The sequence below is a fragment of the Neorhizobium galegae genome (assembly GCF_017877135.1).
In the GTDB taxonomy this organism is placed as follows: Bacteria; Pseudomonadota; Alphaproteobacteria; order Rhizobiales; family Rhizobiaceae; genus Neorhizobium; species Neorhizobium galegae_A.
This window is the reverse complement of the sequence record NZ_JAGIPH010000003.1, coordinates 139529-161342: the sequence shown is the minus strand read 5'-3', so window position 1 is coordinate 161342 and position 21814 is coordinate 139529. Positions and strand designations below refer to the sequence as shown.

Annotated in this window: 19 protein-coding genes; 14 read left to right on the top strand and 5 right to left on the bottom strand. The window is 64.0% G+C overall.

Translation table 11 applies throughout. The annotated features are described in order from the left end of the window. Positions 1–39 precede the first annotated feature (39 nt). Positions 40–447: a hypothetical protein gene (locus J2858_RS11025; protein WP_210104864.1), complete on the top strand. Its 408-nt coding sequence runs from the start codon at positions 40–42 to the stop codon at positions 445–447. On the opposite strand, the gene dusA is transcribed toward J2858_RS11025, so the two are convergent. Further along, positions 448–1512: a tRNA dihydrouridine(20/20a) synthase DusA gene (gene dusA / locus J2858_RS11020; RefSeq protein WP_210104863.1), complete on the bottom strand. Its 1065-nt coding sequence runs from the start codon at positions 1510–1512 to the stop codon at positions 448–450. Between the two features lie 683 nt (positions 1513–2195). On the opposite strand from dusA, the gene J2858_RS11015 reads away from it, so the two are divergent. The 13 genes from J2858_RS11015 (at position 2196) to J2858_RS10955 (ending at position 17980) form a co-directional block, all read left to right on the top strand. Continuing rightward, positions 2196–3848: an ABC transporter substrate-binding protein gene (locus J2858_RS11015; protein ID WP_210104862.1), complete on the top strand. Its 1653-nt coding sequence runs from the start codon at positions 2196–2198 to the stop codon at positions 3846–3848. A gap of 37 nt (positions 3849–3885) precedes the next feature. Beyond that, positions 3886–4896: an ABC transporter permease gene (locus J2858_RS11010; RefSeq protein ID WP_210104861.1), complete on the top strand. Its 1011-nt coding sequence runs from the start codon at positions 3886–3888 to the stop codon at positions 4894–4896. Next, positions 4893–5741, top strand: coding sequence for an ABC transporter permease (locus tag J2858_RS11005; RefSeq protein WP_210104860.1), 849 nt, complete (start codon positions 4893–4895; stop codon positions 5739–5741). Before J2858_RS11010 ends, J2858_RS11005 begins: the two co-directional genes overlap by 4 nt. Continuing rightward, positions 5720–7429: a dipeptide ABC transporter ATP-binding protein gene (locus J2858_RS11000; RefSeq protein WP_210104859.1), complete on the top strand. Its 1710-nt coding sequence runs from the start codon at positions 5720–5722 to the stop codon at positions 7427–7429. The genes J2858_RS11005 and J2858_RS11000 overlap by 22 nt, the downstream gene beginning before the upstream one ends. Further along, positions 7426–8517 (top strand): LLM class flavin-dependent oxidoreductase, encoded by a 1092-nt coding sequence (locus J2858_RS10995; protein ID WP_210104858.1) that lies wholly within the window; start codon positions 7426–7428, stop codon positions 8515–8517. Before J2858_RS11000 ends, J2858_RS10995 begins: the two co-directional genes overlap by 4 nt. 155 nt (positions 8518–8672) lie before the next feature. Further along, the gene (locus J2858_RS10990; RefSeq protein WP_210104857.1) at positions 8673–9776 is read left to right on the top strand and encodes an LLM class flavin-dependent oxidoreductase; all 1104 of its coding nucleotides are present in this window, start codon (positions 8673–8675) and stop codon (positions 9774–9776) included. Positions 9777–9884: 108 nt separating this feature from the next. Continuing rightward, complete coding sequence (locus J2858_RS10985) at positions 9885–11057, top strand: acyl-CoA dehydrogenase family protein (protein ID WP_210104856.1); 1173 nt, start codon at positions 9885–9887, stop codon at positions 11055–11057. Between the two features lie 50 nt (positions 11058–11107). Next, a complete protein-coding gene (locus tag J2858_RS10980) occupies positions 11108–12082 on the top strand; it encodes a ketopantoate reductase family protein (RefSeq protein ID WP_210104855.1) in 975 nt (324 codons plus the stop codon). 74 nt (positions 12083–12156) lie between these two features. Continuing rightward, on the top strand, positions 12157–12738 hold the full coding sequence (locus J2858_RS10975; protein ID WP_210104854.1) for a TetR/AcrR family transcriptional regulator: 582 nt from the start codon (positions 12157–12159) through the stop codon (positions 12736–12738). After that, entirely contained in the window at positions 12735–13337 is a 603-nt protein-coding gene (locus J2858_RS10970; protein WP_210104853.1) for a 2-hydroxychromene-2-carboxylate isomerase, read from the top strand. Before J2858_RS10975 ends, J2858_RS10970 begins: the two co-directional genes overlap by 4 nt. Positions 13338–13365: 28 nt before the next feature. Next, positions 13366–14238 carry a 3-mercaptopyruvate sulfurtransferase gene (gene sseA / locus J2858_RS10965; RefSeq protein ID WP_210104852.1) on the top strand — a complete coding sequence of 291 codons (873 nt, stop codon included), beginning with the start codon at positions 13366–13368 and terminating at the stop codon, positions 14236–14238. Beyond that, positions 14235–15611, top strand: coding sequence for an FAD-binding oxidoreductase (locus tag J2858_RS10960; RefSeq protein WP_210104851.1), 1377 nt, complete (start codon positions 14235–14237; stop codon positions 15609–15611). The genes sseA and J2858_RS10960 overlap by 4 nt, the downstream gene beginning before the upstream one ends. 41 nt (positions 15612–15652) lie before the next feature. Then, positions 15653–17980, top strand: coding sequence for a molybdopterin-dependent oxidoreductase (locus J2858_RS10955; RefSeq protein WP_210104850.1), 2328 nt, complete (start codon positions 15653–15655; stop codon positions 17978–17980). 79 nt (positions 17981–18059) lie between these two features. Here the strand turns inward: J2858_RS10955 and J2858_RS10950 are convergent, their stop codons facing one another. Genes J2858_RS10950 through J2858_RS10935 form a run of 4 tightly spaced genes read right to left on the bottom strand, consistent with a single transcriptional unit; the run spans position 18060 to position 21805 of the window. Then, positions 18060–19130, bottom strand: a complete 1071-nt coding sequence (locus J2858_RS10950; RefSeq protein ID WP_210104849.1) for an LLM class flavin-dependent oxidoreductase — start codon at positions 19128–19130, stop codon at positions 18060–18062. A 32-nt stretch (positions 19131–19162) separates the two neighbouring features. Then, positions 19163–19999 carry an ABC transporter permease gene (locus J2858_RS10945; protein ID WP_210104848.1) on the bottom strand — a complete coding sequence of 279 codons (837 nt, stop codon included), beginning with the start codon at positions 19997–19999 and terminating at the stop codon, positions 19163–19165. Next, complete coding sequence (locus tag J2858_RS10940) at positions 19992–20780, bottom strand: ABC transporter ATP-binding protein (protein ID WP_348635474.1); 789 nt, start codon at positions 20778–20780, stop codon at positions 19992–19994. Before J2858_RS10940 ends, J2858_RS10945 begins: the two co-directional genes overlap by 8 nt. A gap of 20 nt (positions 20781–20800) precedes the next feature. Beyond that, the gene (locus J2858_RS10935; RefSeq protein WP_210104846.1) at positions 20801–21805 is read right to left on the bottom strand and encodes an ABC transporter substrate-binding protein; all 1005 of its coding nucleotides are present in this window, start codon (positions 21803–21805) and stop codon (positions 20801–20803) included. Between the last annotated feature and the right edge of the window lie 9 nt (positions 21806–21814).

Genomic DNA, 21814 nt, shown 5'->3' with positions numbered 1-21814 from the left:
CGCGGGTCTTTGGCCTGCGCGAAAAACAGGGGAAGAACCATGGCTGAACAGCTTTTTACCCAGGAGACCTATCTGCGCCGGGTGGCCGAGGGGCTTGGCCACCCGCAGTTCTGTTGCAAGCTGCGGGCCTGCCGCCGTGCGGGCCGCTGCTGCGGCGCCATGATCTATGACGGGCTGCCCGTCTGCGTCGACAGGAGCCTCACCTGCAACAAAACCTATTCCGATGGATTCGTCAGGCTGTGCTCAAACATGTTCGCCGGTTTCGCCCAGCCCACGCTGCCCGCCGATTGGGCAAAGCACGCCGATCCCGATCAGATGGTGGCGGCCGCCGCCGTCATGCGCTCGCTTCTGCCCAACCGCTTCTGGCGCCGGCTTCACCGCTATCTCACAAAAATCACAGCGGAGACCGGCGCGCAAACCGATGCAGAGGTCAGCCCCCGGCCCTGATCAGGCACTCTCGGCCATGTCGGCGCGCGCAGCACTGTCCGCCCCCCGCGTCGGGCCGCCGGCAATATCCACGGCGGCAAAGGCCCGCGCGATCAGCTCCGGATCGATGCCGGGTTTTGTCGCTTCCGAGGAGAGGATCTGGCGATAGCGCCGCGCCCCGGCAAAACCCTGGAACAGGCCAACCATGTGGCGCGTCACATGGTTCAGCCGTCCGCCGGAGGCCATCACGCGCTCGGCATAGGCCATCATCGTTTCGCACAGCGCCTGCCAGTCAAAATCGCGATGCGGCGCGCCATAGATCGCATGGTCCACGCCGGTCAGCAGTCCGGCATTCTGATAGGCCGCCCGCCCCAGCATCACGCCATCGACATGATTCAAATGCTGAAGCGCCTGATTCAGATCCACAATTCCACCGTTTATCCCGATGAAAAGATGAGGAAAATCCCGCTTGACCGCATGCACCAGATCGTAATCGAGCGGCGGAATATCGCGGTTTTCCTTCGGCGAAAGCCCCTGCAGCCAGGCTTTTCGCGCATGGATCCACACCGCATCGGCGCCGGCATCCGCCATCTGCGCAACAAACGCCGGCAACACCTTTTCCGGCTGCTGGTCATCGACGCCGATGCGGCATTTCACCGTCACCGGCACGCGGGCGGCAGCCTTCATCGCCGAAACGCAGTCGGCCACCAGATCCGGCGTCTTCATCAGGCAGGCACCAAACGTCCCGCTCTGCACCCGGTCGGACGGGCAGCCGACATTGAGGTTGATCTCGTCATAGGCAAAATCGGCCGCGATCCGCACCGCCTCGGCGAGCTTCTGCGGGTTCGACCCGCCAAGCTGCAGCACCACCGGATGCTCGGCCGCATCATGCCCGAGAAGCCGCTCGCGCGGCCCATACAAAATCGCATCGGCCACCACCATTTCCGTATAAAGCACGGCCCGTTCGGACAGCTGCCGGTGAAAGAACCGGCAATGCCTGTCAGTCCAGTCGATCATCGGCGCAACGGCGAAGACGGGGGCCTTGGAAGGCTTGGTTTCCGCACGTTTTCCAGGCTCTTGCTGCATGTCTTTCTCCGTCTTGTTCATGCTTGTCCTGGACCAAATTCGGCGATGTCAGCACCGGATCCGGTCCAGCGAACCCGAAGTGATCTCCGTCGGTCGCAACGGACCGTGGCCTTATGCGCTCTCGGTGCGCGGAAGCGGAAGGACGGCAGCGTCACCGATCGGGCGTGGCTGCGCTTGACCCAGGACGGCGCCACATATCACGGGACGGAGGCTTTTGACAGACGTCCGGCAGCCATGGCGTGGATGAAGACACGCACGGGGTCGCGCACCAATCCGGGCTCACGGCTCAATGGCAAACTTTGGGATGCGTTGAATGCCGAAGGGAGAATGGGCGGGTCCCGGCTTTGCTGCGCGTCCGCCACGGCAGTCTCACCCTATTCCGATTTCATGGGCTAGCACGGCAAATCAATGCGCCGCCCCAACGCGCCAAGATATTCTACAGAAACCATAGAAAAAGAATAACCAGTCTTTCTCTCCGGGCGACGGCATCGCTAGGCTCATAGCATTGGTTCAACCCGGATTTGCCAGGAGGAAAACATGCCGAAAGCGCCGCGCTCGACCGTCGACCTCGCTCGATCCTGTAGCTGTTGCCCAGGTTGACGCACCGATTGAACGCAGCGCCGAGGCCGCAAGGGCATCGCGCATTCCTCCCTTGATCTGCCACTCGAAGACCAGGATTTCAAATGTCACACCTTGCACAGTTCGTTTCAATCACCCGCCGCCGCCTGCTGACCGCCGGCTCCGCGTTCCTTCTCGCTGGAGCGGTCACCTTCACCGGCGTCAATCCGGCGCTGAGCGCGGAGGATCCGCGCAATGGCGGCGATATTGTCTTCCTGATCGACTCGCTCGGCGGGACGTGGATCCCCAACAACAGCGCGATCTCCAGCTTCCAGGGTCACGTCTGGGGGCATGTCACGGACAAGCTGGTCTACGTTGACGCGGATGGCAAGGTGAGCCCGTGGCTTGCGGAGCGCTGGGAGCAGAACGCAGAGGCGACCGAGTTTACGCTGCATCTCAAGAAGGGCGTGACCTTCTCCGACGGGACGCCGCTGGATGCCGCTGCGGTCGTCGCCAATCTCGACATCTGGTATGCCGGGCGCAAGAACGAAGGCATCAACCCGATCGCCCTTTTCCCGAAGACCTATGATCGCGCCGACGTCATCGACCCGCAGACGGTCAAGGTGACGTTCAAGAAGCCGACGCTCGGCTTCATCCCGACGCTTGGCTACCATGGCTCGATCCTGATTTCACCAAAGACGCTGGCGCAGCCGGCAACGCAACAGGCCGATCTGGCGAAGACCTCCGGCAGTGGTCCCTATGTGGTGGAATCCTGGAAGGAAGGCGATCACGTCACGCTGGTCAAGCGCAAGGACTATAACTGGGGGCCGCCCGCCGTCGGCCATACGGGGCCGGCCTACCTCGACAGAATCACCTACAAGATCGTCAGCGAACCTTCGCTGCGGGTGTCCGCCGTCCAGTCCTCTCAGGCCGATGTCGCCTACAATGCTTCGCCCCAGGAACTGAAGTCCCTGAAGGATGAGGGTTTCACCGTTGCGACGCCCCGCTATCTCGGCTTCGTCAATGGCTGGGCGATCAATACCAAGCTCGAGCCCTACAACGACGTGAAGGTGCGCCAGGCCCTGCAGGCCGCGATCAACCGCCAGGAGATCATCGATACGGTCTATACCCCCGACTGGAAGCTGGCGACGTCCTTCATCCAGAGCAATGTGCCCGGCGCCACGGACCAGTCCGCTCTGCTGGCCTATGATCCGGCCAAGGCGGAAAAGCTTCTGGACGAGGCGGGCTGGGTGAAGGGTGCGGATGGCGTCAGGGCGAAGAACGGCAAGCCGCTGACACTGACCCTTCATTCCAATCCGTATCTTGCCACCGCAAAGGCCATTGACGAACTGATTGCCCAGCAGCTCGGCAAGATCGGCTGGAAGGTGGACATCCGCGCCTTTGACGTCGTCACCTTCACGGACCGCGTCAAATATGGCGGGCCGACCGTGCCGGCCTATGAAGTGACGCGCAGCTTCATCGATGCCGGCACCATCGCGAGCATCCTGACCAATGCGAACAATGGCGAAAACTGGTTCAATCTGGACGACAGCGACAAGACGCTGAACGAGCTGCGCGACAAGATCGCTGGCGCCGCCTCAACCGACGTGCGCAATCCGCTGCTGAACGAGTTGCAGAAATATGTGCTCGAACAGGGCTACTTCATTCCCCGCACGCAGATCGTCCAGCGCATCTATGTGCAGTCGCCGACGCTGAAGGGTGAAGTCTACAACGGCGTTGCCTATGCAAGCTACTACACGGCCTACAAGAGCGAATGACGCCGGCTGTTGCGACAGAGCGTGAGGAGGAAGCGGCATGAACCGTTCCTATCTGGACTACGCGGCAAAGCGCATCGGCCAGGCGGTCATCGTGATCCTGCTGTCCTATGTGTTCACCTTCATCGTCGTCAGCGTCCTGCCCGGCGATCCGATCACCAACGTTCTGCGGGATCCGCAGAACGGCTTCTCCGAACAGGAGATCCAGCAGATCATCGCGGCGCAGGGCCTTGACCGGCCCGTGCTCGTGCAGCTGTGGGCTTCGCTCAGCCAGTTCCTGTCCGGGGATCTCGGCCTGTCGATGCGCTCCAACCGGCCGGTATCGACCCTCATCGCGGAGGTCTTGCCGTCGACGCTGGTTCTCGCGACCTCCGGGCTTGCCGTCGCCATCGTCCTGGCACTGGTCATTGGCTACGGAACGCAGTTCCTGCCTCGCCGCTATGGCCAGGGTCTACTGAGGGGCTTTCCCTCCCTGTTCCTGTCCGTGCCGAATTTCGTCATCGGTCTCGTGCTGATCCATATCTTCGGGTTTCAGCTGGGGCTCTTCAGGGTCATCAATGCGGACAGCTTCTGGGCGACCTTCTTTGCCGCCGTGGCGCTTGGCATCCCGGTGTCCGCCCAGATTGCCGAAGTGCTGATCGCCAATCTCGACCACGAAGCCCGGCAGGATTACGCAGCCGTCGCCAGGGGTCGGGGCATCTCCCAGTCCCGGTTGTTCTTCCGCCATCTCCTGAAACCCTCCGCACTGCCTGTGGTCACGGTTGTCGCGCTCACCGTCGGCGAACTTCTGGGCGGGTCGCTGATCACAGAAACGGTCTACGGACGCACCGGGATCGGCAGCCTCGTGCAGCGGTCGGTCACCACGCAGGACCTGCCGGTGATCCAGGCCGTGGTGTCGCTCGCAGCCGTCGCCTTCGTCGTGGTCAACCTCCTTGCCGATCTCGTCTATCCGCTGCTTGATCCGCGCGTAAAGCTGATCGGAACGGTGAAACCGCGTCCGGCAACGGGCGATGACGCCTTCGATGACCGTGTTGAAGGAATCCCCTCATGAGCGTCGTCCTTTCATCGCACCCGGTTGAGGAAACGGAGCGCAGGAACGGGAAGCGGCTCAGCATCCCGATCAGCGTCGCGCTCTCCCTGGCCATCATCATCGTCGTGATTGCCTGGTCCGTGGCACCCGGCCTGTTTACCAGCTACAGCCCGGTCGTGGGCGTGCCGGCACAGAAGCTGCTTGGCCCGAGCTTTGCGCACTGGTTCGGGACGGACCATCTGGGACGCGATGTCTATGCACGCATCGTCTATGGCACGTCGTCATCGGTCACCAGCGCCCTGATCGCCGTTGTCATCGGCGTCGTCATCGGCGGCCTGATCGGCCTTCTCTCCGGTTTCCTGGGGGGCTGGACGGATATCGTTCTGGCGCGGCTGGTCGATATGCTGCTGGCCATTCCGAGCTTCCTGCTGGCGGTCATCATCGTCACCGCGCTCGGCTTCAACACCACCAATGCGGCCATTGCCACCGGCATCTCCGCCGTCGCGATCTTTGCCCGCGTCATGCGGTCGGAAGTGATCAAGACCCGGCAGGCCGTCTTCATCGAAGCCTCCTTCATTCTCGGCGGATCGCGCTGGTACATCCTCATCCGTCACATCCTGCCAAATGCCTCGCGCTCGGTTCTGCCGCTTGCCGTGCTGCAGTTTGGCCTCTCCATCCTCGTCATCGCCGGACTTGCCTTTCTGGGCTACGGCGACCCGCCGCCCGCTTCCGACTGGGGCCTGCTGATCTCGATCGGCAAGGATTATCTCAAATGGCCCTGGCTGGTTTACGCCCCTGCGTTCGTCACGATCGTGACCGTCCTCTCCGTCAACAGGATCAGCCGATGGCTTCGCAAGACAAACTGACTCAACGCCCGGACACCCTATCCGCTCTTCTGACGCCGCCGCTGCTCAAGGTGGATGGCTTGTCGGTTGCCTATGGTCGACGCACCGTCGTCGATGATGTGGGCTTCGATCTCGCGCGTGGCAGGAGCCTGGCCCTGATCGGCGAATCCGGCTCCGGCAAATCGACGATTGCCAAGGCCGTCCTGCGGCTGTTGCCGGACGGTGCCCATGCCGATGGCCGCATCGCCTTCAACGGGCAGGATATCCTCAAACAATCCGAACGGCATTTCCGGACGCTGCGCGGTCGCGCCATCGGCTTTGTCCCGCAGGATCCGGCCAATGCACTCAATCCGGTGCGCGCCATCGGCGCGCAGGCGCAGGAGGCCGCCGCCCTCACCGACGAGCCGAACAAGGCACTGCGCAAGGCGCTGATCCTCGACACCTTCGCCGAAGTCGGCCTCGACAATCCGGGCCGCGTCTACGACTCCTACCCGCACCAGCTCTCGGGCGGCATGCTGCAGCGCGTGCTGATCGGGCTTGCCGTGCTGCCGCGTCCGGCGCTTCTGGTGGCGGACGAGCCGACCTCGGCTCTCGACGTCACGATCCAGAAGCGCATCCTCGACCTCCTGTCGCGCCTGCAACACGATCTCGACATCAGCCTTCTCCTGATCACGCATGATCTGGCGATTGCCTCGGAACGGGCGGACAAGCTCGTCGTGCTGAAGGACGGCACGGTGCAGGAGGCCGGCAGGACGCAAGATGTGTTCTCCGCCCCCTCTTCCGCCTATGCCCGCAAGCTGCATGCAGATGTCCCGGCGCTCAATCCGGATCGCTATGCGGCGCTCAGGGACCCCGGTTTTCATCGCCTCGACGGACGGGAGGGCACGGCCACGAAGATTGCCGTCGAGGGCGTGAGCAAGACCTTCTCCGTCGATGGCAAGTCGCTGACGGCTGTCGACAGGATCAGCTTCTCGGTTGCCGCAGGCACCACCCACGCCCTGGTCGGCGAATCCGGCTCCGGCAAGACGACGACGATCCGGCTGCTTCTCGGCCTTGACGAGCCCGATGCCGGCCGCATCACCGTGTCGGGTGAAACAATATCCGGCTCCGACCGGGGCTCGCAGCGCGCGGTGTGGCGCCATCTGCAGCTCGTCTACCAGAACCCGTTCACCTCGCTTGACCCGACCTGGTCGGTCGAACAGCTGGTGCGCGAACCGCTCGATCGCTACCGGATCGGTACGGTCGCTGAACGGCGCGCACAGGTGCGGGAGGCGCTCGCCAATGTCGGACTGGGCGACCACCTGCTGCAGCGCAAACCGGGCGCCTTGTCCGGCGGGCAGCGCCAGCGGGTCGCCATCGCGCGCACCCTCGTCCTGCGGCCGGATGTGATCGTGCTCGATGAGCCGACCTCTGCGCTCGATGTCAGCGTGCAGGCCGACATTGTCGAGGTCCTGCTGTCGCTGCAGGCCAACCTCGGCCTCACCTATGTCTTCGTCTCTCACGACCTCGCTCTGGTGCGACAGCTCGCCCACACCGTTTCGGTCATGCGCAAGGGCCGCATCGTCGAACACGGGTCCGTGACGGACATCTTCGATACCCCCCGCCAACCCTATACCAGGGCCCTCCTGGATTCGATCCCGGCCGGGGTTCACGCCTCACAGACCGCGACACACAAGGCAGCCAACCTGCGTCAGGAGATATTTGCATGACCCTCGCTTTGCAACAGACCGTCGCGGCTGCGCACTTTCGCCCGAAGACGCGGCTCGGCTTCAATACGCGCGTGTCGTTCAACGACATCGACGGACCGGCGAAGGGCCTGCGCGATGGCATTGCCCTTTATCAGGCCGCCGAAGCTTTCGGTTACCAGTCCGGCTGGTCCTATCAACGGCACTTCGACAACTATCTCTCCTCACCGCTGCCATTCTTCGCGGCCGTCGGTCAGCATACCAGCCGCATCACGCTGGGCTCCGCAGTCATTCCGATGCGCTACCAGGATCCGATCCTGCTGGCGGAAGCCGCCGGCACGACCGATCTTCTCGTCGATGGCCGGCTGGAACTTGCGATTTCGACCGGAGAAAACGCCGCCTTCGATGCCGTCTTCGGCGCCGTCGACACAGACTCGAGAACCGAGGCGAAACGTCGGCAGGCACGCTTCCTGGCCGCCGTCGCCGGCGAGGTGCTCCACACGGTGGACGGTCCCGGCCAGGGCGCTCCGGAAGGAACGCAGCTGCGCGTGACGCCCCACAGCCCGACGCTTCGCAACCGTATCCGGCAGGGCGTCGCAAGTGTGTCGTCCGCCATCCAGGCCGCCGAACTCGGCATTGGCCTGATCACCGGAACCGTGCAGCACGGCCATGCGGAGGGCGAAAGCTTCGGTGCCTACCAGGCCCGGATCATCGAGGCCTATCGCTCGGCCTGGCGGCGGATCTGGCAGACCGAGCCGCCCGCGGTCGCCGTCGCTGCATCCATTCTTGTCGGCACGACCGCCGAACTGCGGGAAAAATATGCGGCCTATGATCTGGAGCGCCGCACGCTCGGGATCGCCGCTTCGCGGCCAAAGGGCGCGCTTACGCCGGTGGCTCCGGGGCAGCTGCCTTCGGGCAGACAGATTTCCCCGGTGTTTCAAGGGACGCCCGACGAGGTTACCGAAGCAGTTCTCGCCGATCCTGGTCTTGCGGCCGCCGACGAACTCGTCCTCTTCCTTCCGCCCGCCCATGGCCTGGAGGAGAACCTGCGCGTGCTGCGCGATCTCGCCGAGACGGTGGCGCCGCACCTCGGCTGGACACCAGCCACCTGACAAAAGCAGGACAGGCGCGGCCATCGACCGCGCCTACCCGACAGGAACAATATTTTCCATTAATTCGATAGAATAGAAAGACCTGTCTTTCTCCTAGATGTTCAGCCCCTTAGCCTGACCCTATCGCTCGGCAATCGGAATGGAGACCTCGTCAGATGCCCGTAGAATTTATCAGTGCAAGCTTCGCCAACGCCTCCAATGACCTAACCCCCATTCCCGATGCGCCGGTCGATCCGCTGTTCCTGGAGAGATATGCCCGCGCGCTCGACGATTACGGTTTCAACTACACGCTCATCCCCTACTCCTCGGCGTCCTTCGATCCGTTCACGCTCGGCGCGACGATCCTCGCACACACGAAGCAGATCAAGATCATCGTGGCGCTGCGTCCCAACACGGTCTATCCGACAGTGGCCGCGAAATCGCTGGCCACGCTCGACCAGTTGAGCGGCGGGCGCGTCGTCGTCCACTTCATCGCTGGCGGCAGCGACGAGGAACAGGCGCGGGAAGGCGATTTCCTCAACAAGGAACAACGCTATGAGCGCCAGGAAGAATATATCCGCATCCTGCGCCTCGCCTGGACGTCCACCGAACCCTTCGATTTCGAGGGGAAATACTACCAGTTCAAGCAGTTCCGTGCCGCGGTGCGCCCGACGAAGGGCCTGATCCCGATCTCGCTCGGCGGTTCCTCGGACGCCGCCTATCGCATCGGCGGCTCGCTTTGCGACATCTTCGGCCTGTGGGGCGAGCCGCTGGCGGAAACCAAGCAGCAGATCGACCGGATCTATGACGAGGCGGCCAAGGCCGGGCGCAAGGATCGCCCGCGCATCTGGGTCACCTTCCGCCCGATCATCGCGGAAACGGATGAACTCGCCTGGGCAAAGGCACACCGTGTGCTCGACCGCCTGAACGAAAACCGCCAGAAGGGCCTGAGCCGCGCGCCTCTCTCGGCCGCTCCACCCGCCAATGTCGGTTCGCAGCGCCTGCTCGACATCGCCAAGCGCGGCGACGTGCATGACCGGGCGCTCTGGTATCCGACGGTCACGGCGACCAATGCCAGCGGTGCGACAACCGCCCTTGTCGGTTCCCCTCGCACCATTGCCGACTCGATCCTCGATTATGTCGATCTCGGCGCCGATCTGATCTCGATCCGCGGCTACGACAATTTCAACGATGCCGTCGATTATGGCCGCTACGTGCTGCCGCTGGTCCGCGAGGGACTACGCGAGCGTGAGAACGCCAAGAACAAGGCCGCGGCCTGAGCCTTTGTTTCCGGCAGGAGGGATATCTGCCGGAAACCTTTTTCTCGATGCCTCCTCTCCTCAAGGGGCGGCAGCCAATTTTAGGTCATTTTGAAAGGGCCTCTGCCGATGGTTCTCGATCCCCGCCAGCTCGACCAGATCGTCCGCGCCGTTGCAGACGCAGCGCCCGAGGTCGATCGCAGTGGTGCATTTCCCTGGGCAGGCATTCGTGCCGTTCACGCAAGCGGCCTCTTGGAAAGCACGGTGGCGAAACGCTATGGCGGCAGGGGTGCTTCCCTTCTGGATACCGCCCATATCCTTGCGGCGCTCGGCCGTGGCGACCCGTCGGTCGCCTTGATCACCGCCATGACGCTCTTCAACCATCTGGCGCAGGCCTCCAGAAACCACTGGCCGGAAGACCTTTATCTCAGCCTGCTGGCTGAGGCGAAAGAGCGTCCGCTTCTCCTCAATGCAGCCCGCGTCGAACCGGAGCTTGGCTCGCCTGCCCGTGGCGGACTGCCCGCAACCCGGGCCCGCCGGACCGCAAGCGGCTGGTCGATCTCCGGCCGCAAGCGCTTCGTGACGGGTGCGCACGGGCTGACGCATTTCCTCGTCTGGGCCCATACCGACGAGGCGCCAACACGGGTCGGCACCTTCGTGGTCCCGAATGGTCTACCCGGCATCCGCATCATCGAGAACTGGGACAGCCTCGGCATGCGGGCCAGCGGCTCTCACGACGTGGAATATGAGGACGTGGAAATTCCCCTGCAGAATGTGGTGGACCTGACGGGAACGGAGGTTGCCCAGCAGGACAATCGCGGCCACGCGGCCATGACATTGGCCCTGACCTCGCTCTATCTCGGGGTTGCCGAAGCGGCCCAGGCGGCGTTCAGCCGTTTTGCCCATGAGCGCGTTCCGACCAATCTCGGGCACCCCGTCGCGCGCACGGAGCGGTTCGTGACGTTCTCCGGCGAGATCGATCTCCTGATCGGCGGTGCGCGGCAGCTCATCTTCGACGCCCTGTCGACAGGACAGGCCGATGCGGAACGTCTGGTCCGTGCACGCCTTCTGGCCGGGCGCCAGTTGCGTGATGCCGTACAACTGGCTGTCCGCGGTCTGGGCAATCCCGGGCTCGGTGCCGAGCTGGGCCTTGAGCGGCATTTTCGCGATATCCAGGCCGTGCTTGTGCATGCGCCGCAGGAGGATACGTCGATTTCCATGCTCGGGCGTACGGCCTTCGATCGCTGGCAGCTTGACGAGCGAAATGCCTCTGTGGAGCAGCCGGTTCTTCGCACCGCCTGAGCTCTTTTCCGTTTCACCGCCATCACCTCCTCCCGTCAAGACATGATCCCATGACACGCTACATCATCATCGGAGCCGGCGCTGTCGGCGCGAGCCTTGCTGCGGAATTCGAACAGAGAGGCATCGCCTATGCCCTTGTCGGTCGCGGACAACAGGCGGCCCATATCGCCACGCACGGGCTCACCTATCGCCGGCCGGCGGAAACCCGCACGGTGCGCCTGAACATTCACGACACGGCAAGCCCGCCAAGCCTCGCGCCGGGCGATATCCTGCTGCTGACGGTCAAGTCGCAGGACGTGGAGGCGGCAACGGAGTTCTGGGCCTGGCAGCCTGTCGAAGGCGGCGGCCTTGCGGCAGACCTACCGCTGGTCACCTTCCAGAACGGCCTTGCCGCCGAAGACATCGCCCTTCGCCGGTTCTCGCACGTCTATGCCGCAAGCATTCTCATTCCGGCACGCTTCACGGTCACGGGCGAAGTCGTCGTCGGCAGCGAACCGCAGCTCGGCGTGGTGACTGTCGGGCGGTACCCGCACGGCCTTGATGACACGGCCCGCACCATTGCCGCGGATCTTACGGCTGCAAACTATCTGGTGGAGGCGCGGGCCGATATCCGGCGCTGGAAGGCCGCCAAGCTGGAGCATAACGTGACCAACGTCGTCGAGCTGTTTGCTGGAGATGCGGACGTGCGGACGACGGCTGTGGACGCGCTGGTCGCGGAGGCGCGCCGCGTTCTTCAGGCCGCCGGCCATGACCCCGCCGCCCGCTCCGAACGAACCGTCGACATTTCCGGATGGCGCATCGCCGAAGGCAGCGGCATCGAGCGGGGCCAGCAATCCACCTGGCAGAGTTTTACGCGGGGTGCCTCGAGCGAGGTCGATTATCTGAACGGCGAGATCGTCAGGCTGGGCCGGCTGCATGGTGTCGAGACGCCCCTCAATGCGGCCTTCCAGCGGGCCGCCGCCGAACTTGCGCGCGACGGACACAAACCGGGGACCCGTGACATTCGCGCGGTTGCCGCGTTCTGACATCGTCACCACGAGGCGAAAGGGCGGCCCCCTTCCGTTGAGAGCGCCGAGCGCGGAGCACCAGGACAGACACAATGACCATTCCCATCCAGGACCAGATCCTCTCCACTGCAGGCGCCCTGTTTTACCGGGACGGCATCCGTGCAGTCGGCATCGACCGGATCATCGAGGAGGCCCGCGTTGCCAAGGCGACGCTTTATCGACACTTCCCCTCCAAGGATCATCTTGTCGCCGCCTACCTCTTGCAACGACATGAGCGGGTGGTCGCGTCTCTGGAGGATGTTCTTCGCACTGTCGAACGGCCGCGCGATCAGGTGGATACGATCTTCCAGCGTCTCTTCGAAAAGGCGGAAAGTCCGGATTTTCGCGGTTGCGCCTTCGCGCTTGCGGTTGCCGAACATGGTGATTCCGAACGGGTCGTCTCGGTGGCGCGACGGCACAAAGCTACGATCCTCGACATCTTTGGTCGCATCACCTCCAGCGCAGGCATTCCGTCCGATGAGACGGGCCTCAGCCTGGCATCCCGCCATCTCGCCCTTCTCTACGAAGGCGCACTGGCCACCATCGCCGTCAATCGGGAGCCGCAGTCCGCACTGGTTGCCCGCGATTGCGCCCTTGCACTCTTTGACAGTCTTTATGGAACGGCACGCACATGACACAGGTCATCGACTACTTCTTCGGCATCGGCTCGCCCTGGGCCTATATCGGCTTTGACGCCTTTCTCGAGGTCGCCGCCCGCCATAAGGCCACGGTGCAGCCTCACCTCATCCCGCTGATCGAGGAAAACGGCGCGATCTATTCCCGCAATCGGCCCGAGGCGCGGCGCGCCTACTGGCTGCGTGATCTCAGGCGCTGGGCCTCTCTTCGCAACAAACCGCTGGCCCTCGACAACCGTGCCGGTCTTTCGGATCCGACGCCAGCCGGCCGGCTGGTGGTCGCCGCGCAGATCGACGGCCTCGACTGGATCGCCCTCACCCAAGCCCTGCAAACGGCGCTCTGGGGACGGGCAGACAATATCGGCGCGCCCGATGTCCGCGCAGCCATCGTAACCAAGGCCGGGTTCGACGCGCAGCGGCTGGAGGCCCGCGCCGGCGACGCCGATATTCAAGCCGTTCTGGATGCCAATTTTTTGCGCGCAAAGCAGGCCGGTGTCTTCGGAATCCCGACCTTCCGGTATGAGGATGAACTGTACTGGGGGCAGGACAGCCTGCCCTTCCTCGAGCGCCACCTCGCCGGCGAACGTCTGGTCGCCTGATTTTTCCTCCCGCTTGACGAGACAGACCATGTCCATCTCCCTGCCCGGCCCGCTGGTCTCCACCCGGTGGCTTGCCGATCACCTTGGCTCCGACAACCTTGTCCTCCTGGACGGCTCCTACAAGCTGCCCGGCGTGACGCCGACCGCGACGGAAGATTATGCGCGCCAGCATATTCCCGGCGCCCGGTTCTTCGATATCGACCGGATCGCCGCATCCGGGACGCCCCTCCCGCACATGCTGCCGGAGGCCGCCGAATTCGAAGCGGTCGCTGGCAAGCTCGGCGTCGGAAACGACACGCTGGTGGTGATCTATGACACGCATGGGCTGATGTCGGCGCCACGGGTCTGGTGGACATGGCGCGTCTTCGGTCATGACAAGGTCGCCATTCTGGATGGCGGCTTCAAGCGCTGGCTTGCAGAGGGACGCGCCGTGACGACAGAGGTTCCGGCACCCCGGCCCGCATCGTTTACGGCGCGCTTTCGCGCAGACCTTCTGCGGGACAAGACAGCACTCCTCACAAACCTCACCACGCAGGCGGAACAGGTGATCGACGCGCGCTCCGCACCACGCTTCGAGGGGACGGAGGCGGAAGTCCGGCCCGGCCTTCGCGCCGGCCACATTCCCGGCAGCCGCAACCTGCCGTTCACGACGCTCAGCAATCCGGCCACGGGAGAGGTGCTGTCGCCGGACGCCATCCGCGCGGCCTTTGTTCGCGCCGGTGTCGATCTGGACCAACCGGTCGTCGCGTCCTGCGGTTCGGGGGTCACGGCAGGCGTCCTGCTGTTCGGCCTTCACCTCATCGGCAAGGAGGATACCGCGCTCTATGACGGCTCATGGGCCGAATGGGGCATTCCGGGCGACACACCCATCGCGACGGGACCCGCGGAACATCCGGCATGAGCAGCCTTGCCCCGGATCTTGCCGCAGCCCTGACGGCTCGCTTCGGTGACCGGTTTTCCCAGGGCGAAGCCCTTCGCCAACAGCATGGTCGCGGTGAATCCTATCATGCGGCCGCCGCTCCGGATGCGGTGGTGTTTGCCGAAAGCACGGACGATGTCTCTTTCATCGTGCGCCTGTGTGCCACCCATCAGGTCCCCGTCATCGCCTTCGGCGCCGGCACCTCGCTGGAGGGCCATCTCTCTGCAGTAAAAGGTGGAGTATCGATCGATCTGTCCGCCATGAACCGCATCCTCAGGGTAAGCCCCGAGGATCTGGACTGCACCGTGGAGGCCGGCGTCACGCGCGAAGCCCTGAACAGTTGGCTTCGCGACCGCGGTCTGTTCTTTCCCATCGATCCGGGCGCCAACGCCACCCTAGGCGGCATGGCCGCGACGCGGGCATCCGGTACGAATGCCGTCCGCTACGGTACGATGCGTGAAAACGTGCTCTCCCTCACGGTGGTGCTGCCGAGTGGCCAGGTGATCCGGGTCGGCGGGCGGGCGCGCAAATCGTCGGCCGGTTATGATCTCACCCGGCTGTTCGTCGGATCCGAAGGGACGCTCGGCATCATCACCGAGGTCACATTGCGGCTCTACGGCATTCCGGAAAGCACGACCGCCGCGCTCTGCTCGTTTGCCGATACCGCGCAGGCGATCGATACGGCCGTTGCCGTCATCCAGCTCGGTATTCCCGTCGCGCGCATGGAATTCATGGATCGCGGGCTGATCGAAGCCGTCAACCGCCATGCCGGCCTGTTGCTTGCCGTCGAAGATACGCTGGCCTTCGAGTTCCACGGCTCGCCGGCCTCGACGCTGGAGCAGATCGAGCAGGTGGCAGCGATTGCCGCCGAGAATGGCGGACGGGCTTTTGCCTCGGCTACGACATCCGAGGAGCGCAACCGCCTTTGGAAAGCGCGCCACAATGCCTTCTATGCCGTTGTCTCGCAGCGGCCGGGTGCCCGCGGCTGGTCCTCGGATGTCTGCGTGCCGGTGTCGGCGCTCGCCGAATGCATCCGCTTCACGCGCGAACTTCTCGCCACCTGCCCCGTTCCCACCGCGATCCTCGGCCATGTCGGCGACGGCAACTATCATGTCGTCTTCGCCATCGACCCCGACAATACCGAGGAACTGGCAGCGGTTGCGGCGATCAACAAGAAGATGGTGCTGAAGGCGCTGTCGCTCGGCGGCACCTCGACGGGCGAACATGGCATCGGCACCGGCAAGATCGATTATCTGCGTGCAGAGCATGGCGAGGCCGTGGACCTGATGCGCGTGATCAAACAGGCGATTGATCCGCTCGACATCATGAACCCCGGCAAGATACTGCCGGCGTGAAGAATCATCGGCTTGGCGAGACGTGTGAAGGAGACAAGGGCGTGTCCGACAAAGAAATTGCGGCGGACGGAACGGAAGAGACACCGTTCCTGCCCCACACCGCCCATTGGGGCGCGTTTTCGGCCCGCCTGCGCGATGGGCAGCTGGATGTGAGGCCGCATCCGGACGATCCCGATCCCAACCGCATCATCGAGAACTTGCCCGCGGCCCTCAGCCACCGCGCACGGATTGCGCAGCCGATGGTCCGGCGGGGCTGGCTGGAAAACGGTCCCGGTGCTGACGAGCGGCGCGGACGCGACGAATTCGTGGCCGTCGCCTGGGAGCAGGCCCTCGATCTCCTGTCGCAGGAGCTGGCGCGCGTGCGTGACGGAAGCGGTCCCGGCGCAATCTTCGGTGGTTCCTATGGCTGGGCAAGCGCCGGGCGCTTCCATCATGCCCAAAGCCAGATCCACCGCTTTCTGAACACCGTCTGCGGCGGCTATGTCAGCTCCGTCACAAGCTATTCGTCGGCGGCTGCGCAGGTGATCGTCCCGCATATCATGGGCGACTATGAAGGTCTGACAAAGCACAACGTCTCCTGGGATCAGATCGCCGATCACAGCGACATCGTGCTTGCCTTCGGCGGGATGGCGCTCAAGAACTCCATGGTGGCCGGTGGCAGTGTCAGCCGCCATGTGGAGCGCGGCGCGATGCAGCGGGCGGCCGCCCGCGGCTGCAAATTCGTGCTGGTCAGCCCCTTGCGTTCCGATCTGCCGGACGAAGCAGCCGCGAGCTGGATTTCCTGCGTGCCGGGCAGCGATACCGCACTGATGATGGCCATCGTCCATACGCTCGTCATCGAAGGACGGCACGATCGGACATTCCTCGAGCGTTATACAACGGGCTGGCCGATCTTCGAGCGCTATCTGCTGGGCCTTGTCGACGGGCAGCCGAAGAGTGCCGACTGGGCCGCATCGATCACCGGCGTCTCTGCCGAGGAGATTATCGCCCTGGCGCGACAGCTTTCGGCCAAGCGCTCCGTGATCGTGGTGGCGCATGCTTTGCAGCGCGCTGAGCATGGCGAACAGCCTGTCTGGATGGGCATGGTGCTGGCCGCAGCACTTGGACAGATCGGCCTGCCGGGCGGCGGTTATGCCTATGCGCTGGGCGCCATCGCCTATTACGGGCGGCGTGCCAACGATGTCCCGATCCCGACATTGCTGCAGGGCCGCAACGCCGTGCGCGATTTCATTCCGGTTGCCCGCATCGCCGATATGCTGCTTCAGCCCGGCGCCTCCTACCGGTTCAATGGCCAGACGCGCATCTATCCCGAGATCAAGCTGGTCTATTGGGCGGGCGGCAATCCCTTTCACCACCATCAGGATCTCAATCGTCTGCGTCGTGCCTTTGCCCGTCCCGAAACGATCGTGGTTCATGAAAGTGCCTGGACGGCCACCGCACGCCATGCCGATATCGTGCTGCCCTGCACGCTGACCCTCGAGCGCGAGGATATCGGCGCAAGCTCCCACGACCCGCTTCTGGTGCCGATGCACGCAGTTGCGGCGCCTTACGCATTGGCCCGCGACGATTATGCCATTTTTGCCGATCTGGCGGAGCGCCTGGACATGCGCGAGGCTTTCACCGAGGGGCGCGATGTGCGCCAATGGCTGGCGCATCTCTACGAACCCACCCGCCGAAGCCTGCAGCAAAAGGGGCTGGCCGCACCGGATTTTGATGGGTTCTGGCAGGGGGAAGGCTTGATCCTGCCGCAAAAGCCGGACGACGGCGGCTATCTGCGGGCTTTTCACGAAAACCCTTCGGCACATCCGCTGGCGACGCCAAGCGGGCGGCTGGAAATCTACTCCGAGACCGTCGCGGGATTTGGCGAAGAGGATTGCCCCGGACATCCTGTCTGGCGCGGCCAGGCCTATGATCCGCAACCGGAGACGCCATACGTGCTGATCTCCAACCAGCCGGCCACGCGCCTGCACAGCCAGCTCGATTTCGGCGGCCACAGCGCCGGAGCAAAGATCAAAGGGCGCGAAGTGCTCACGATGCATCCCGCCGATGCGGAGGCGGAAGGCGTTGCGGGAGGCGATATCGTGCGCCTGTCGAATGAGCGAGGCGCATGCCTTGCCGCCGTCCGGTTATCGGACGGCATTCGCCGCGGTGTTGTCCAACTCCCGACTGGTGCCTGGTACGATCCCGACGATCCGGCAGAAGACAAGCCGCTCTGCGTCCACGGGAACCCCAACGTGCTGACGCGCGATATCGGCACATCGGCACTCGCCCAGGGCTGCACCGGCCAACTGACGACCGTCCGGGTCGAACGCTACACGGCACACCTGCCGCCGATCCGCGCCTTCGATTCTCCTGTCGCCGCGGAGTGACAGGCCACCTTCCCCACATCGATGTCGCCAGCGGTTTCAGCCGCTGGCAGACGAACGGATCCTGCACATTGCAATGCGTTCAGGCGCGCAGGAGCGGCAGAAGCGTCTGTCCCTGCCGGGCGATTTCCGTGAGATACGGCGTGTCCGACAGAACGAAATGGCTGATCCCGAGATCACGGTATTTTCTAAGCGAGGCGGCCACGTCCTCGGCCGAGCCGACGAGCCAGGTCGTTCCGGCCCCGCCGCCGCCGAACCGGCCGGGTGCGGTATAAAGATTGTCATCGAGGACATCGCCGCGCGCGGCCAGATCGAGAAGCCGCTGCTGACCGACGGCAACCGGGCCGCGATGATCCTGCCAGTTGCCGCCGGCGCCCTTGGCCATCTGCTCCACCTTCGCCTCGGCATCCGCCCAGGCGGCTTCCCGCGTCTCGCGCACCACGGTGGTGATCCGCAGCCCGAATTCGAGCGGTGGCAGGTCGCGGTCCAGCGTCCTGCTTAGCATCTTCAGCCGGTCGATGCGTTCTGCCACACCTGCCAGAGGTTCACCCCAGAAGAGCTGCACATCGGCTTCTGACGCGGCGACCCGTTCTGCCGCATCGGATGCACCGCCGAAATAGAGTTTGGGGTGCGGGCGGCCGTCGCGTGCCTCAATACGGGGCTCGACCGTGGAATTGCGCACCTGGAAATGCTCGCCCTCGAAGGTCACCGCCTCCTCGGTCCAGAGCCGCCGCACCAGCCGCATGAATTCGCGGGTGCGGGCGTAACGCTGCGCTTGGTCCTGCTCGACATCGCCATAGGCTGCGAGATCATCCTGGCCGGAGACGATATTGACGCGCACACGGCCGCCGCTCAGCCGGTCGAGGCTTGCGGCTGCCGATGCGAAATGCGCCGGGCGCCAGTAACCGGGGCGGATCGCGATCAGCGGCTCGAACGACTTCGTGCGTGCCGCAAGCGCGGTGGCGACGGTGAACGTGTCCGGCCGGCCCCAGCCGGTTCCGATCAGCGCCCCCTGCCAGCCGTTCTGCTCCAGTGCCTCGGCCTGCGCCGTCAGCGTGTCGAGGCCGCCGAGATCGGTCGTCGTGGTATCGCCACGATGGCCTCCCTTGGCGACGTTCGGGATGTACCAGAGGTAGGTCGATGATGCCGTCATGCCAAAATGTCCTGCAATGTCATGTGTTCGAACTATCGCTGCATGCCCCAGCGACGCACCGTCACCGTTTCGACGATCCTGAAGAGGATGCCCTCGACCACGAGGCCGATGATGATGACCATGGCAAGCCCGGCAAACACCTTGTCGGTGAACAGCTCGTTTCGGTTGCGGAAGATGAACCAGCCAAGACCGCCGTTCGAGGAGCTGACGCCGAAGACGAGTTCGGCGGCAATCAAGGTGCGCCAGGCGAAGGCCCAGGCGATCTTCATGCCGTAGAGAATGGAGGGCAGCGCCGCGGGAATGAGGATGCGCACCACATAAGCCGGACCGCGCAGACCATAATTGCGCCCGACCAGCCGCTGCGTTTCCGGCACGCCGTCAAAACCGCTCAGCGTCGCAAGCGCAAAGGGCCAGAGCACGGCATGCACGAGGACAACCAGCAGGCTGGTTTCCCCGAGCCCGAACCACAGCATCGCGACCGGCAGAAGCGCGATTGCCGGCAGCGGATTGAACATGGAGATCAGCGTCTGCAGCAGTTCGCGCACGAACCGGCTGGCCATGGCGAGCGACACGAAGACGAAGGCGCCGGCAATGGCAATCACATAGCCCTTGATCAGCACCGAAAGCGAGGTCCAGGAGGCCGAGAGGAGATTTTCCTTCAGCAGCGCCTCGATGAAGGCCCGGGCGGTTTCCAGAAAGCTCGGAAAGAGGATCGGCTGGGCGCTGAAGCGCGCCGCTGCCTCCCAGACCGCCGCGAGAAGCACAAGGACCAGCACCTTTCGCACCAGCGCCGAACCGCGCAGCCAGTCGATCCAGGTGGACCGCTCAGGCGCGGCTGCCTGCAAAATCCTGCCGGACACCTCAGCCATGCAGCGCTTCCTCCTGTGCGGGTTGGCGGGAAAACAGGATGTCATGCACCTCCCGGCTCAGGGTCTCGAGGCGCCGGCTGCCGAGATCGGCATAGCCGAACTCCGCCGTCGACAGGCTGGTGATCGTGCGGCCCGGATGCGGGCTCAACAGATGCAGCCGCGTGCCGATGAGGATGGCCTCCTCGATGGAATGGGTTACAAACAGCAGGGTGAAGCCGATCTCCTCGGCCAGTTCGAGCAGATCGCGCTGCAGCTGGCTGCGCGTCATCGCGTCCAGCGCGGCAAAGGGCTCGTCCATCAGAAGAACATCCGCGTCGGTCACCAGCGCGCGGGCAATCGCCGCGCGCTGCTTCATGCCGCCGGAGAGCGTATGCGGGAAACTGTCGAGAACCCGTGCCAGCCCCACCTTTCTCAAGGCCGAATCGGCGCGCTCGCGCACCTCGGCCCTGGACAGGCGACCGGCAAGACGCAGCGGAAACTCCACATTCTGCCGCACGGTCTTCCACGGCAGCAACTGGTCGAATTCCTGGAACACGACGATCCGGTCGGGCCCTGGCCCCCTGACGGGTTGACCATGCATGCGGATCGCCCCGGAGGCCGGCTTCAGGAAGCCGGCAACGGCCTTGAGGATGGATGACTTGCCGCAGCCGGACGGGCCGAGCAGCACGAGACGTTCGCCGCCTGCCACCTCAAACGACACATCCTCGACGGCACGCACCGGGCCTTTTGCCGAAGGATAATCCAGCGTCAGACGGTCAACTTCGAAAACGGTCGAAGCCACGGGATCTCGTGCCAGCATGGTCAGCTACCGCTCTCGGCGTGCAGCGTGTCGAAGGTGTAATCCTTCCAGCTTTCCGCCTTCCGCTTGATGGCGCCGGTCCTGTAGAGGAAATCGGCAAAGGCGAAGGATTTGGCCGGAACCACGGTGAACTTGCTGTCCGGGCTTTCGATCAGCGACTGCACGAAGGCCGGCTCCAGCTTGGATTTCTCCACCCGGATATAGGTTTCCGCCGCCGCCTTCTTGTTGGCTTCGATCCAGGCGCTGGCTTCCTTCACGGCATCGAAGAAGGCCTGGAATGTCTTCGGGTTTTCCGCCTGCCATTTGGTGGTGGCATAGAGATAGGTCGGCGTTACCGCACCGCCCAGAATATCGTAGGAGGAAAAGACCTTGTGGATCTTGGGGTCCTTCAGCGCCTGTTCCTGGAACGGCGTGTTGGAGAGGTGCGCGGTAATCTCCGTGGAGCCCGACAGCAGTGCCGCCGTGGCATCCGGATGGGCAAGCGTCACGGTATTGTTGTCGAGCTTGTTCTGGTTGCCGGGGCCGAATTCCTTCTCGGCGGCCATCTGCAGGATGCGCGCCTGAACGGAGACACCGACCGCCGGCAGGGCGATCTTGTCGGTTGGTTTGAAGTCCTTCAGCGTCTTGATGTTCGGGTTGTTGGTCACGAGGTAGTTCGGCTGGTTCGCCAGCCCCGCGACGATCTTGACCGAACCCTGCGTGCGGTCCCAGAGCGTGAGGAACGGACCGATGCCGGCCGCCGCGATGTCGATCGAGCCGGACAGGAGCGCTGCATTGATTGCGTCGCCGCCGGACAGCTGCGCCCATTCCACCTTCACGTCATTGAGGCCGAGCACCTTGGCATGTTTTTCGATGAGGTTCTGGTCGCGGATGACATGCAGCGGCAGATAGAGCGTTCCGAACTGCTGTGAGATACGGATGAGGCCCTCGGCCTGAGCGGTGATGGCGGGAAACAGAGCCGCGATCCCAAGGGCGGAAGTAGCGAACAGGCGCATCAATCGGGTCATCAAGGCATC

Coding starts and splice junctions, on each gene's coding strand:
- J2858_RS11025 (WP_210104864.1), top strand. CDS start 40: ATGGCTGAACAGCTTTTTACCCAGGAGACCTATCTGCGCCGGGTGGCC.
- J2858_RS11015 (WP_210104862.1), top strand. CDS start 2,196: ATGTCACACCTTGCACAGTTCGTTTCAATCACCCGCCGCCGCCTGCTG.
- J2858_RS10975 (WP_210104854.1), top strand. CDS start 12,157: ATGACCATTCCCATCCAGGACCAGATCCTCTCCACTGCAGGCGCCCTG.
- J2858_RS10950 (WP_210104849.1), bottom strand. CDS start 19,130: ATGACGGCATCATCGACCTACCTCTGGTACATCCCGAACGTCGCCAAG.
- dusA (WP_210104863.1), bottom strand. CDS start 1,512: ATGCAGCAAGAGCCTGGAAAACGTGCGGAAACCAAGCCTTCCAAGGCC.
- J2858_RS10980 (WP_210104855.1), top strand. CDS start 11,108: ATGACACGCTACATCATCATCGGAGCCGGCGCTGTCGGCGCGAGCCTT.
- sseA (WP_210104852.1), top strand. CDS start 13,366: ATGTCCATCTCCCTGCCCGGCCCGCTGGTCTCCACCCGGTGGCTTGCC.
- J2858_RS10970 (WP_210104853.1), top strand. CDS start 12,735: ATGACACAGGTCATCGACTACTTCTTCGGCATCGGCTCGCCCTGGGCC.
- J2858_RS10945 (WP_210104848.1), bottom strand. CDS start 19,999: ATGGCTGAGGTGTCCGGCAGGATTTTGCAGGCAGCCGCGCCTGAGCGG.
- J2858_RS10990 (WP_210104857.1), top strand. CDS start 8,673: ATGCCCGTAGAATTTATCAGTGCAAGCTTCGCCAACGCCTCCAATGAC.
- J2858_RS11005 (WP_210104860.1), top strand. CDS start 4,893: ATGAGCGTCGTCCTTTCATCGCACCCGGTTGAGGAAACGGAGCGCAGG.
- J2858_RS11000 (WP_210104859.1), top strand. CDS start 5,720: ATGGCTTCGCAAGACAAACTGACTCAACGCCCGGACACCCTATCCGCT.
- J2858_RS10995 (WP_210104858.1), top strand. CDS start 7,426: ATGACCCTCGCTTTGCAACAGACCGTCGCGGCTGCGCACTTTCGCCCG.
- J2858_RS10985 (WP_210104856.1), top strand. CDS start 9,885: ATGGTTCTCGATCCCCGCCAGCTCGACCAGATCGTCCGCGCCGTTGCA.
- J2858_RS11010 (WP_210104861.1), top strand. CDS start 3,886: ATGAACCGTTCCTATCTGGACTACGCGGCAAAGCGCATCGGCCAGGCG.
- J2858_RS10935 (WP_210104846.1), bottom strand. CDS start 21,805: ATGACCCGATTGATGCGCCTGTTCGCTACTTCCGCCCTTGGGATCGCG.
- J2858_RS10960 (WP_210104851.1), top strand. CDS start 14,235: ATGAGCAGCCTTGCCCCGGATCTTGCCGCAGCCCTGACGGCTCGCTTC.